Source organism: Stieleria varia, from assembly GCF_038443385.1.
Lineage (GTDB): Bacteria > Planctomycetota > Planctomycetia > Pirellulales > Pirellulaceae > Stieleria > Stieleria varia.
In genome coordinates this window covers 4,943,772-4,957,659 of record NZ_CP151726.1, presented here as the reverse complement: position 1 = coordinate 4,957,659, position 13,888 = coordinate 4,943,772, and the positions used below count along the sequence as shown (strand labels likewise).

The following is a 13,888-nucleotide window of genomic DNA, read 5'->3' as shown; positions in this document are numbered from 1 at the left end:
GCTGGTGGCCCCCAGTGAGCCTCAGGCGCTAGCCGTGGGCCTGAGGCGGATTGTGGTGCCGGCCCACGGCTAGCGCCTGAGGCTCACTTTGATTGCGACGCATGAAACAAAAACATGAACTGAAAAACAATGTCAACGCCAAGTTTTGTTCAGCCCAGGATTATCCCTACTGCCGACGAAGCTGGTGGCCCCAGTGAGCCTCAGGCGCTAGCCCGGATATTGCATCCGAAAATTTGTTTCCCCCTATAGCGCAAGAGCCTTAGTCCTGGTATGCATTGGAGTTACAACACTTCACACATCCCAAGCCCAAGGCTCTCGGCAATGACAAAGCGTAATCGAAAACGAGCTGCACTGAAACGCCTCCGTCGCCAAGCTGTCGAGTTTGATTTTGATGGCGGAACGCTCACGTCCGACGCCGGATTGCTACTGCTTCGCGAAGTCGATCAACGACTCGGCCTGATCCGCCGAGTCGACGCTTGTATTGCCGATCCACGCGATCCTATCTACACCGCACATCCGCAGGCCGAGATCCTGACCAGTCGTATCTTTGGAATTGCGGCAGGCTACGAGGACGGCAACGATCACGCCCACTTGCGGCATGATGCAGCCTTTCAAGTCGCTGCCGGACGCACGCCTGCACAGAATGACTATGACAGCGACGAACACGTTCCTTTGGCCAGTCCGTCAACGCATTCACGTTTCGAAAATCGTGTCGATCGCAAAGCGATGCTGGCTATCCACGAAGAAATCGTAAACACCTTTCTGGACAGCTACGAGAAACCGCCCGAAGAAATCACCTTGGACTATGATGCCACAGATGATCCGACGCACGGCAATCAAGACAAAAACTACTTCAATGGATTCTACGACGGCCACTGTTTTCTGCCGCTGTACGTGTTCTGTGGCTATCAGTTGCTTGTCGCCTACTTACGTCCCAGCAGTTTTGGCGCAGCCCATCACGCTCGCGCGGTGACCAAACTGCTGGTTCAAAAGATTCGTTCGCGATGGCCGGAGACGAAAATCATTTTACGTGGCGATGGCGGATATTCTGATGAAAGACTCATGCGTTGGTGCGATAAAAACGACGTCTACTATGTCTTCGGATTGCCCAAGAACAACGTCTTGATCCGCAATATTGCCTGCGAAATGACCCGTGCTCGACTTGAGCATTTGAAATTTAAATCCACGCGAACGCTTTTCAAGTGGTTCCGTTATCGCACTCAGGAAACATGGGACCGTCATCGCTGGGTTCTCGGCAAGGCGGAGCACGGCGACAAGGGAGCCAACCCGCGTTTCGTCGTGACAAACCTGCCCAGTGCCCAAGGGATCGTCGAGCCGACTTATCATCGCCCTCGCGTGGACGGCAAACAGGTTCGACAAATCCTCGATCCTGGAACGATCTGCAGTGTTGCTTGGAACCCGAAGGATTTCTATCGAGAACGTTATTGTCAGCGTTGTGAAATGGAGAATCGGATCAAGGAACAACAGATGTGTTTGTTTGCCGATCGAACCAGCTGCACAGACTTCATGGCCAATCAGTTTCGTTTGATTCTGTCGTCGTTGGCGTATGTGTTGGTCGACGGAATCCGCCGGTTGGCACTTCAGGGCACTACACATGCTCGGATGCGTGTGGATACGATCCGCTTGCGTCTGTTCAAGATTGCCGCGCGAGTGCGCGTGACTTGTCGGCGAGTGATTTTTCACCTTCCGACTCACTGCCCTAGCGCGAGTCTCTTTAACGAAGTCATGGCGCGTCTTTGCCGAAGCGACTAAGGGCGGCAACCCTCGAGGAAAACGCAACCACGAAGCGAATCATTCGCTTGGGGGAGGGGGGGCCTTCTGCGCGGCGCTGCGAAAGCCCCCATCAAAATCAAATCATTTCCCAAAAGCGGACGTATCGAACTCGCAACCCCGCGTCAATAACCGATGGATGCAATATCCGGACTAGCCGTGGGCCTGAGGCGGATTGTGGTGCCGGCCCACGGCTAGCGCCTGAGGCTCACTTTGATTGCGACGCATGAAACAAAAACATGAACTGGAAAACAATGTCAACGCCAAGTTTTGATCAGCCCAGGATTATCCCTACTGCCGGCGCAGCTGGTGGCCCCCAGTGAGCCTCAGGCGCTAGCCGTGGGCCTGAGGCGGATTGTGGTGCCGGCCCACGGCTAGCGCCTGAGGCTCACTTTGATTGCGACGCATGAAACAAAAACATGAACTGAAAAACAATGTCAACGCCAAGTTTTGTTCAGCCCAGGATTATCCCTACTGCCGACGCAGCTGGTGGCCCCCAGTGAGCCTCAGGCGCTAGCCGTGGGCCTGAGGCGGATTGTGGTGCCGGCCCACGGCTAGCGCCTGAGGCTCACTTTGATTGCGACGCATGAAACAAAAACATGAACTGAAAAACAATGTCAACGCCAAGTTTTGTTCAGCCCAGGATTATCCCTACTGCCGGCGCAGCTGGTGGCCCCAGTGAGCCTCAGGCGCTAGCCGTGGGCCTGAGGCGGATTGTGGTGCCGGCCCACGGCTAGCGCCTGAGGCTCACTTTGATTGCGACGCATGAAACAAAAACATGAACTGAAAAACAATGTCAACGCCAAGTTTAGTACAGCCCAGGATTATCCCTACTGCCGGCGCAGCTGGTGGCCCCCAGTGAGCCTCAGGCGCTAGCCGTGGGCCTGAGGCGGATTGTGGTGCCGGCCCACGGCTAGCGCCTGAGGCTCACTTTGATTGCGATGCATGGAACAAAAACATGGACTGAAAAAACAATGTCAACGCCAAGTTTTGATCAGCCCAGGATTAGCCCTACTGCCGGCGCAGCTGGTGGCCCCAGTGAGCCTCAGGCGCTAGCCGTGGGCCTGAGGCGGATTGTGGTGCCGGCCCACGGCTAGCGCCTGAGGCTCACTTTGATTGCGATGCATGAAACAAAAACATGAACTGAATAACAATGTCAACGCCAAGTTTTGTTCAGCCCAGGATTATCCCTACTGCCGGCGCAGCTGGTGGCCCCCAGTGAGCCTCAGGCGCTAGCCGTGGGCCTGAGGCGGATTGTGGTGCCGGCCCACGGCTAGCGCCTGAGGCTCACTTTGATTGCGATGCATGGAACAAAAACATGGACTGAAAAAACAATGTCAACGCCAAGTTTTGATCAGCCCAGGATTAGCCCTACTGCCGGCGCAGCTGGTGGCCCCAGTGAGCCTCAGGCGCTAGCCGTGGGCCTGAGGCGGATTGTGGTGCCGGCCCACGGCTAGCGCCTGAGGCTCACTTTGATTGCGATGCATGGAACAAAAACATGGACTGAAAAAACAATGTCAACGCCAAGTTTAGTTCAGCCCAGGATTAGCCCTACTGCCGGCGCAGCTGGTGGCCCCAGTGAGCCTCAGGCGCTAGCCGTGGGCCTGAGGCGGATTGTGGTGCCGGCCCACGGCTAGCGCCTGAGGCTCACTTTGATTGCGATGCATGGAACAAAAACATGGACTGAAAAAACAATGTCAACGCCAAGTTTAGTTCAGCCCAGGATTAGCCCGGCAGAAATCTACGTTGGCTCGGCCCTCTTGTGGAAGGAACATATGCGATACACAAGGGATTATCATTCAGCTCGAGTTTAACAACCAAGACAGAGTTTTTTGAGCCAATGAGTGTTCCCACATGTTCCGCTTAGCCATCTTTTCCATCGTATTGAGCTCAGCCCTTTGCTTGGTCCAGTTCGGTTCACCGGTCGTTGCCGATGACATCTGGATCGAAGGCGAAAATAGCCAGACTCAGCAGCTGAAACCGCATTCCTGGTACAGCGATGCGGTGAAGAAAGATCTGCTATCAGGCAAGAACTGGGCGAGTCACTTTGACGCCAGTGGCATCGGCACGGTCGGCTATGAAATCGATGTCACTGAACCGGGCGACTATTCATTCTGGGTGCGAACCAATCCGATTGCCTCCCGTTTGTCTTATCAGATCAATCAATCCGGATGGAACGCGATCGATACGCATTCTGCTGTTGATGTGGTGAACATTGCCAATGATGGAAAGCCAGATCTCCGATTTGTCGGCTGGGTTCGAGTGGGTTCGCTCAAGCTCTTAGCAGGAAAGTCGACGATTGAGTTTCGCATGGAAAGCAACAACAACCATCACGGTGGGATCGACTGTTTTCTGTTGACCCAGTCGGAATTCGAACCGTCAGGAACGTTACAGCCTGGGCAGAAACTGGGGCTCGCTGAATCGGGGTGGTGGGCGTTCGAACCCGATCCAGATCCGTTTGACTCCAACGCATTGGTCGACTTGCGTTTCCTCAACGAGAAATCGGCAGGACAAGACGGGTTTATAAAATCAAACGGTGAACAGTTTTTGCTCGGCAGCGGCGCGCCGGTGCGTTTCTGGGGCATCAACACCGGCCATGAGCTGCTGAAAGCCGATGACGCAACGATTCGCATGACGGCGCGACGTTGGGCAAAGTTTGGCATCAACCTCGTTCGGATCCATGGTGCGTTGTTCGACCGAACAGGTGATGATGCATCTCGCATTGATCGCGACAAACTAAAAAGACTGCACCATGTGGTGAATGCTTTCAAGCGAGAAGGAATCTACTCGCACATCTCATTCTACTTTCCTCTGTGGATGAAGTTAAAACCATCGGACCAGATCAATGGCAGCGCGATCGGAAAGCATCCGTTCGCGCTACCGTACTTCGAACCTAAGATGCAATCGATGACGCGTGAATGGGTCACACAGATCCTGTCCACTCCAGTCGATGGGCGGCGATTGTCCGACGAACCCGCGATCGCTTGCATCGAAATCATCAATGAAGACAGCTTGTTCTTCTGGACCTTCAGTGCCGAGAATCTCGGGCCTGGCCCACTAAAGACTCTCGAGACTCAGTTTGCGAAGTACCTAAACACAAAGTATGGCAGCATCGAATCCGCACTCAAAGTGTGGCGGCCTGAAACGCATCCACGGGACAATGCTGCCCAGGGACGCGTGGCTGTGCTTGATGCTTGGAACATGACCCGCGAGGGCATGAGGAGCAGCGATGGCAAGCGTCGACGCATGACGGATCAGATTGCGTTTCTCGCGACGCTGCAGCGAGACTACTACGCTGCGACTGCCAAGCACATGCGAGACGTCGGTTGTAAGTCATTGATGTCCGCAAGCAACTGGACGACGGCCGACAATGCAGTCTTGGGCGGCATCGAACGATGGACTTATATGGCAACCGATGTGGTCGACAAGCACGGGTATTTCGGAGCCCGACATGAGGGCGACGCGTCGGGGTATTCCGTCCGAGAAGGGCAACGGTACGAAGATGCCAGTGCCTTGTTGAATCCAGAGAATGTTCCGATCAGTTATTGGCAAACGGCCGGTCGTCCGCATCTGCACAGCGAGATCGCCTGGAACAAACCGAACCGCTTCATCGCCGACGGGAATCTACTCACTGCAAGCTATGCGGCCCTGCAAGGAGTGGACGGCTACGTGTGGTTTGCGGCGGCCGATGGCAAGTGGGAAAACACGGGCAACGGCAAGTGGACATGGATGATGCCGGGCGAGATCGGTCAATCACCCGCGGCAGCGTTGCAATACCGGCGGGGTGACGTGGCACAGTCGGCTCCGGTACGTAGGCTTGTTTCCAATGACGATGACGTGATGTCGTTGCGTGGGACGCACATCATCGAAGGTCGAAATGCCGACTTCCGGACTTCCGATCAGCCGGCATCCGATTCCCAAGCGACGCTGCAAAGTTTTGATCCCTTGACTCCGTTTGTCGGCCGAGTCGAACGTTCGTTTTCTCCCAACGCCCAGCCAGCTGAGTTAGACATCAGTCGCTTCATTGACCGAGAATCGGGTCTTATCAAGAGCATCACCGGGGAGCTGAACTGGAACTATCACGACGGTTGGTTGACGGTGAACACACCGTGCAGTCAGGCGGTGACAGGTTTTCTGTCCAAGGCAGGCTCGATTGAGCTCGCGGACATACAGATCGAATCGGAGATGCAGTACGGGACCATTCATGTGATCAGCCTCGACGGCACGCCCCTATCACAGTCGCGCAGAATACTCATCCAAGCATTCAGTGAAGAAAAGATGTACGGATTCCAATCCACGTCCGGGACGATTCAAAACACGGGCAGCCTGCCGATCAACGTCCGGCAAATCGACGGTCGAGTGCGGTTCAAAGGAAACCGACCGTATACGGTGCACCTGACCGACGCCAACGGTTACCCTGTTGACAAAGGAACCACCCTCCGCGGCGACACACTCGAACTCAATTCTTCAAGCATGTACACGGTGCTCAAAACGGTAGATGTCGGCCAAGAGTGACTGACGATGGTCTGTTGTTTTGTCAATGTTTTTGTTGCATGTGTCACCTCCCCCAAGGAACTTGGGGGAGGTCGAGCAGAGCCGTTTAGGCGAATGCGAGGGAGGGGGAAACGGTAGCTCAATACGCTCGCTTTAAAGAACCCGAATCCTTAGTGCTGACAAACCACTGGATCGTTTCTTCCTGACGGGGCACTTCTTTGCAAGAATGGCTGACTTCATGGAAGAGGTTGTCGATTCTGGCTTGGTTGGATCGACCATGTACAGAAGTGACGCAAAACGGGCATTCATTGCCATTCTATCCGTATCGGAGTTGAAAAATGTTTTCGAAACCACAACAGGAACACGTCTGGCTCGACCGATTGGTCGGACAGTGGAAATTTGAGCACGAGTGCGAAATGCCGGACGGCAGCAAGACGTCTGCTCAAGGGCTGATGAATTGCCGGTCGCTTGGCGGATTGTGGTTGATCTGCGAAAGCAGTGGGGATTCGCCGGACGGGCAGTGGTCGTCCATCATGACTCTAGGCTTTGATCCGACACAGAATCAGTATGTCGGAACATTCATCGGGTCCATGATGGCGAATATTTGGCCCTATCATGGTGTCCTCGATCCGGCGGGCAATCGGTTGCCGCTCTATTCGGAAGGCCCCAAGTTCGATGGCAGCGGTCTGGGCAAGTATCGCGACACGATCGAGACCATCGACGCCGATACCTGGTTGTTCATCAGCGAGATACAGACGGACTCGGGTGAGTGGAAGCGATTCATGCTTGGCAGTCACACCCGAGCATGACAAATGAACCACAGAATGACTTGGCGAATCCATCGATCCTATCGAATGGCTGTCCCGTTTCATTCTTCGAGATTTACTATCGCAAGTGTTGATTCACGTGACCATTGAATCAAAGGAATAACGATGCCGAAGATAGCCGGATGGGTGTTGAGCGTTTTGATTGCCGTGTTTCTGATCGTGGCCAGCGCGATGGGAAAGTTCACGCAATGGGAAGGCAAGGCGGAGATGTTTGCAAAGTTGGGCTGGACGGAAGACGTCATGTTCTGGATCGGAGTGGTCGAAGTGGCCATTGCGATTCTATTCCTGATCCCACAAACAGCGTTTGTCGCTGCAATCCTGTTGGCGGCCTATCTGGGAGGAGCCACCGCAACGCACATTCGCGTCGGCGACCCATTCTATTTCCCGATTATCATCGGCGTTCTCGCATGGATCGCACTGGGACTTCGTAGCCCCGCTGTTTTTCGACTGGCGTTCGGCAAGCAGGCGTGAGCAGCGACATTATCGTCTAGTGCGTCGTCCGGCAATCAGTTTGGGGGTAGCAAAACTCGTCAAGAGTTTCGGCAACGTGCAAATTGCCGAAAGTCTTGACGACTTTCGCCACCGGTACCGCTGGACTGCTCAAAGTTTGGTGTTGTTTCTTTTTGGGTTTGCGCAAGTTTATGCCCCTACTGCCGGCGCAGCTGGTGGCCCCCAGTGAACCTCAGGCGCTAGCCGTGGGCGCTAGCCGTGGGCCTGAGGCGGATTGTGGTGCCGGCCCACGGCTAGCGCCTGAGGCTCACTTTGATTGCGACGCATGAAGCAAAAACATGGACTGAAAAACAATGTCAACGCCAAGTTTTGTTCAGCCCAGGATTATCCCTACTGCCGGCGCAGCTGGTGGCCCCAGTGAGCCTCAGGCGCTAGCCGTGGGCCTGAGGCGGATTGTGGTGCCGGCCCACGGCTAGCGCCTGAGGCTCACTTTGATTGCGATGCATGAAACAAAAACATGAACTGAAAAACAATGTCAACGCCAAGTTTTGTTCAGCCCAGGATTATCCCTACTGCCGGCGCAGCTGGTGGCCCCAGTGAGCCTCAGGCGCTAGCCGTGGGCCTGAGGCGGATTGTGGTGCCGGCCCACGGCTAGCGCCTGAGGCTCACTTTGATTGCGACGCATGAAGCAAAAACATGGACTGAAAAACAATGTCAACGCCAAGTTTTGTTCAGCCCAGGATTATCCCTACTGCCGGCGCAGCTGGTGGCCCCCAGTGAGCCTCAGGCGCTAGCCGTGGGCCTGAGGCGGATTGTGGTGCCGGCCCACGGCTAGCGCCTGAGGCTCACTTTGATTGCGACGCATGAAACAAAAACATGGACTGAAAAAACAATGTCAACGCCAAGTTTTGTTCAGCTCAGGATTATCCCTACTGCCGGCGCAGCTGGTGGCCCCAGTGAGCCTCAGGCGCTAGTTGTGGGCCTGAGGCGGATTGTGGTGCCGGCCCACGGCTAGCGCCTGAGGCTCACTTTGATTGCGACGCATGAAACAAAAACATGCACTGAAAAACAATGTCAATGCCAAACTTTGAGCAGTCCACGGTAACCCTATTTCTTAGATGTGACACCGCACTAGTCTTTCGCTTTGCCGAGATGTTTCTCTAGGAACTGAAAGGTTCCTTGGCCGTTGATCGTGTGGGGGCCGTTGAACCATTCGATCTCGCATCGGTCGGCAAGTTGCAATCGTGCTTCGTAGAGGTAGCGAACCTTGGCAAACTCCTTGGCCACTCGATCGTCTGGTGCGACGCCGTCGTGGTGGCCCCGTTCGACCATGAAAGGTCTTGGGGCGATCAAGGCAGCCATCTCGGCGTAGTTGAACTTCTTGCCCAAGCCGAATTCAAAGATTTCGTACTCGCCCGTTCCGATGTAGCTGTATCGCGAACGTGAGGACGCGTTTTTCCAAACCCAGTCGTTGAAGTCCGCTGAGCAGATGGACAAACAGTAATCGGGCAACAACGCGGGGAGACGCATGGCAGATTTACCACCGTATGACAAACCATAGAACGCGATCTTGTCCGCGTTCACTCCCGGCACGGTCTTCAGCCAGCCCAGTATCTGCTGATGCTGTGCACCGATGACAGAGAACAACGTCTTGCCCATCGGATACGATTTTCGCTGCAGCGTTCGAAATTTGTCTTGTCCGATGTATGGATTCTGGGGTGCAAAGACCACGTATCCCATGTCAGCAAGCTTGGCTGCGTAATCGTGATAGGCGCGATGGTCACCCCGGATCGTGTCCTCCGGGCGACCTTCGAGTCCATGTTGGCAAACCACGACGGGACGTGAGTCCGTCGGCTGGATATCGTTTGGCAACAGCAGAATGCCGTACGCGAACACGTCGGGAAAGACATCCAGCATCACATGGTGAGCCGTCCAGCTCTCACCCTGAAAGGCAACCGTTGAACGGGGATCCGGGGCGAGCAGTGGTTCGTCGTACCAGCCGATCACGTTCTCGCGAAAATCGTCGCGGAAAGGCTCGATGGAGTCTTGATACGCCGCGATGGAACTTGCGTCGACGACATTGGTTTCGTGGTCATTGCGTTGTAATCCGATATTCAGGTATCCCTCGCGTTCATACTCGGACTCCGTCAGCAGCAGTTGATTGTATGCGTCGATGGTGTCGAATAGGCGATCGCTGCGGCGGCTTGCTTGTGCCAGAATTGTGTTCACGTTTGATGACTTCGCGAGCTGGATCGCTGAGTTGCGATGGGGCATTAAATGAGCGTCATCGGGTAACGAGTTGAACCAAGAAGACAATGTCAGACCTTCTCGCTTGCATACTTCTCGTAAGACCACCAGTTGTGCCTCATACTCGGCCCGGTCTGGAGATTGCCAGGTCGCGGGTGCTCCGCCGCCACCGGGTAGCTCAATCGAATAGTTACGCGCCTCGATCACGGTTACCTTTCGTGGTGCAATCAATGCCAACAAGTGAGCGTTGTCGAAGCGGTTGTGCAGACCGAAGATTTGACGACTGATCGGCTCGCTCCAAACATTGGCTCGCGTGCCGATCAGACCTTCCACGGTAAGTGAATCGACGCGAGAGTCGATTGCGGTTGCCATCAAAGCAGCATTGATGCTTTCGCCTGCCGCGTAAACAGACTTGTGCTGATAGTCGGCGAATCGATCCAAAAGCGATTGGATGGTTTGAATCTCGTAGCCCGTCAGCGTACGTCCGAGTTCGAACGCTGCGCGGTGCAGGTATTCACGACGGGTCATCGTTGCCGAGTTGTGCTGATGTAGGCCGCGGTTGACGGTGGCGACGATGATCACGTCGGTTCCGCTTTGCGCGAGCGTTTGTAGGTAGACGCGGCGATTTTGCCATGCATGCTGATCGTCGTCTGATTCGACCTCCAGCGGGAACAGCCAACTTTCGGGCAGCTCGTCCGCGTCGGGCATCACAATCGTCAGCCTGCCCGCTGGGGCATGCGGTCGCAAATGAATCGCTTCCCCCCACATCCCGACGGCGTCGGCGGCCTGTGGAGCGGGGTGCCCGAGCACAGGCCAACGAACATGTGTGGCCGTGAACGTATCACCGGAGTGAACGGGGGAATCTTCATGAAGAAATCCCGTTGTCGGCGAATAGCGTTGGGGCTCAAGACCGAGTTGTTGGATCAGGAATTGGCGGTTCTCATCCCACTGTCGCCGTTCCTGCCAATGTTTGTCGCGTTGTTGACCGGTGAGAGCAAGTTGTTGCAGCAGAAAACGATCGATGCCGGCAACCATCTCGGCTGCGGGTTCCTCCGGCAAATTCTGCAAAGGCCTCGTTGCCGCTGGCTCGTCCGCGGTCAAATTTGCTGATGCTGCGAAAGCCAGACATGAGACAACGAGTACGCGAAGAAGGTTGTAGATGGAGGCTTTCATTGGGACGAATTCCGGGAAAACGTGAAGTCCAACCGGTCTTACAGGGTATGTCAGCCTGGAAAGGCTGACGTACTTTGGGCCAGCACGGTGGCGGCCCGGGGGACCGATGCGGGGGCGCGTTGGAAGTACGGTGTGAGTGACGAGAGCGTCTGCAGGATGCGTTCTACATAAAGCTTTGGTTTGCCCTTGTCTTCGGTGAGACGAACCAAGTCCGCGAGATTCTGCAGCGTCACGCCGACGCCCGATGGGACGGCGCTGTCCACGGAATCTTTGACGCGGACGATCAACGTTGGATGGTCGTGCGTGGTGAAGAAGAATCCATGGTCGGCTTCGTCCCAAAACAACTCTAGCAACTTGTCATTCCATTGCTCGGCGGCGGCGAGCCACTTGGGGTTTTCGGTCGCTTGATAGAGCGCGAGTAATCCGGACACATAAAACGCATAGTCGTCGATGTAGCCATTCAGTTTGGCTGCGCCGCCGGCGTGGGTTCGCAACAATCGTCCGTTTTCATCGACGAGGTTGGACTGGATAAAGTCTGCTGACGCAATCGCGGCATCGATGAAGTCGGGGCGATCGAGCAAACGGCCTGCGTCGGCAAGCCCTGCAATCATCAGTCCGTTCCATGCCGTCAGGATCTTGGTGTCTGTTGGCGGTCGTTTGCGTTTTGCCCGCACCTCCAACAACCGCTTGCGAGAGGCTTCCAATGAGGCCACAAGCTCCGGAAAAGTCTTGCCGGTTTCGCCCGCGATCTCAGCGAGCGGCTTTCCAGGATGCGGAACAAAGAACTCTTCTTCGAATGTCGGTGGCTGATCCAATCGGTACGTTTTCGCAAAAGTAGCGTAGCCGTCAATTTCGTTTGCCGCCTCGTCCAGCTCTTCCTTGGTCCATCGATAGAACTTGCCCTCTACTCCTTCGCTATCGGCGTCCAGCGAGCTATAGAATCCGCCGCCGGGTGCCGTCAGTTCATCGATCACGAATTGGCAAGTTCGCTCGGCGATCAGTCGGTATTCGGGGTTTTCAGTGAGTTGGTAGGCTTGAGCAAACACCGATGCCAATTGGGCGTTGTCGTACAGCATTTTCTCAAAGTGCGGAATCATCCAATAGCGATCGACACTGTAACGGTGAAATCCGCCGCCGATATGGTCGAACATCGCCCCGGCGATCATGCCGTCGAGTGTGGCGGTCAACATGGTCCGGGCGCGCTCACGCTCAACTTCGTCGAGTCCCTGTTGCTTAGCGCGATGCAATAGGTAGATCAAGTTGGATGGCTCGGGAAACTTTGGTTGATTGGGATTGGTTTCCGAGTAGCCAAAGCCTCCGTGATCCTCGTCAAACTGTCTTGCCAGCTCTCTCGCGACCGCGTCGACCCAAGATGGCTGCAACGCAGGTCGCTTGCTTCTTTCCTCTTTTGATTCGAGTGCCTGTTGGGCTTGGATGGCAGAGGTCACATGCTCTGCTTGTTTGGAAACGGTGTCCGGCTGGCTTTTCCAAGCCTCGTTGATCTGCCGGATGATGCTCAAGAATCCGGTGGCTTGGCCACGGTCACCTGTTCGGGCTGGGAAGTACGTTCCTCCCCAAAACGGTTTCGCATCGGGCAGCAAGAAGACGGACATTGGCCAACCGCCACTGCCCGAGATCATTTGCACCGCCGTCATGTAGATCTGGTCGACATCGGGCCGTTCTTCGCGATCGACTTTGATGCACACAAAGTGCTCGTTGAGAAACGCTGCGATCTCAGCGTCCTCAAACGTCTCGCGTTCCATCACGTGACACCAATGACATGCCGCATAGCCGACGGACAAGAACACCATCTTGTTTTCGCGTTTTGCTTTCGCGAACGCTTCGTCGCCCCACGGATACCAGTCGACCGGATTGTGAGCGTGTTGTAGCAGGTAAGGACTGGACTCAGCGGCGAGTCGATTGGTGGGCCGTGCAGGCTGGGTTGGCTCTTCGGCGAAAATGCGTTCCAGAGGCGAACACCAACCGAGGGAAATCAAGCAGAGAAGCAGCGACAAACAGAGGCGGGATGAATTCACTCGCGCACCGGGAGTGGGAGAAAATGGGCTGGCGGGGAGGGCGCTTCATTGTATCCGCTCGAGATGGTCCGCGTTGGTTAGATGGGGGTGAAACGAGGGGTTGTGGCACTATGGCGCTCCGCAAATTTCTGTCACCTCTCCCGGCGCAGCTGGTGGCCCCAGTGAGCCTCGGGCGCTAGCCCGGATTATTCATCAGCCGGCACGCGATAGCGTCCGGTTCCCGAGCATAGGCGTGAGAACCGGACGCGATCGCGTGGCGGCTGATCTGCGCAGACTGTTTTTCTGCCAATCCGCGCAAGCCGTTTTACGCAAACGTGTTGCGATGACCGTATTGAGTCGCGTAAATAATCCGGGCTAGGTGGGTGGCAGGAGCTTTCTTGTAGTGGACCGGCGGTGTTCGCTACTTTTCGGTCCAGACGGGTGTGGGCTCGATTTCGTCGGCGACGGGGGAGCCTGCGTCCTTGCGGCCGGAACCCTCGAAGCGGCTGATCAGCTCGACGTGCATGTCTGCCTCGCAAGCGATTTGGCAGCTCAATCGCACTCCTTTCTCGGTGACTTCCCGGACCCTCAGGGTTTCTTTTTCGGCCTCGGTGATCTTGTCCGGCTCCCCGGAATGGAACTTCACTCGGCAAGTGGTACAGCGTGAAACGCCTCCGCAGGCGTGCAATTGGTCGGTTCCGGCGTCCTCGGTGAGGGCCTTGACAAGTCGTTTTCCGGCAGCAACTTCGAATTCACCAACACCTTCTACGGTCAACTTCGGCATCTTGAAAACTTCATGATTTGAGGGGAATGATCAGTCCATTTGGCATCGCGAAAACCAAATCCATCGGTAGAATAGCGGATTGGCCAATTGTCGGCGGCCCCACATCG

Annotated in this window: 7 protein-coding genes; 4 read left to right on the top strand and 3 right to left on the bottom strand. The window is 55.5% G+C overall.

Going from position 1 to position 13,888, the window contains the following annotated elements; all coding sequences use genetic code 11:
- Nucleotides 1-321: 321 nt before the first annotated feature.
- The 4 genes from Pla52nx_RS16675 to Pla52nx_RS16660 all read left to right on the top strand — a co-directional run bounded on the left by Pla52nx_RS16675 (nt 322) and on the right by Pla52nx_RS16660 (nt 7,583).
- Entirely contained in the window at nt 322-1,773 is a 1,452-nt protein-coding gene (locus Pla52nx_RS16675) for an IS1380 family transposase (protein ID WP_342190172.1), read from the top strand.
- A gap of 1,872 nt (nt 1,774-3,645) precedes the next feature.
- Nucleotides 3,646-6,306 carry a hypothetical protein gene (locus Pla52nx_RS16670; RefSeq protein WP_146522574.1) on the top strand — a complete coding sequence of 887 codons (2,661 nt, stop codon included), beginning with the start codon at nt 3,646-3,648 and terminating at the stop codon, nt 6,304-6,306.
- A gap of 317 nt (nt 6,307-6,623) precedes the next feature.
- On the top strand, nt 6,624-7,094 hold the full coding sequence (locus Pla52nx_RS16665; RefSeq protein WP_146522575.1) for a DUF1579 domain-containing protein: 471 nt from the start codon (nt 6,624-6,626) through the stop codon (nt 7,092-7,094).
- A gap of 123 nt (nt 7,095-7,217) precedes the next feature.
- Entirely contained in the window at nt 7,218-7,583 is a 366-nt protein-coding gene (locus Pla52nx_RS16660; protein WP_146522576.1) for a DoxX family protein, read from the top strand.
- A gap of 1,110 nt (nt 7,584-8,693) precedes the next feature.
- Here Pla52nx_RS16660 and Pla52nx_RS16655 read toward each other — a convergent pair.
- From Pla52nx_RS16655 to Pla52nx_RS16645, 3 genes are all read right to left on the bottom strand, one after another.
- A complete protein-coding gene (locus Pla52nx_RS16655; RefSeq protein WP_146522577.1) occupies nt 8,694-10,982 on the bottom strand; it encodes an alpha/beta hydrolase family protein in 2,289 nt (762 codons plus the stop codon).
- A gap of 50 nt (nt 10,983-11,032) precedes the next feature.
- Nucleotides 11,033-13,018 carry a thioredoxin domain-containing protein gene (locus Pla52nx_RS16650; RefSeq protein ID WP_146522578.1) on the bottom strand — a complete coding sequence of 662 codons (1,986 nt, stop codon included), beginning with the start codon at nt 13,016-13,018 and terminating at the stop codon, nt 11,033-11,035.
- A 400-nt stretch (nt 13,019-13,418) separates the two neighbouring features.
- Complete coding sequence (locus Pla52nx_RS16645; protein ID WP_146522579.1) at nt 13,419-13,781, bottom strand: 2Fe-2S iron-sulfur cluster-binding protein; 363 nt, start codon at nt 13,779-13,781, stop codon at nt 13,419-13,421.
- Nucleotides 13,782-13,888: the final 107 nt, after the last annotated feature.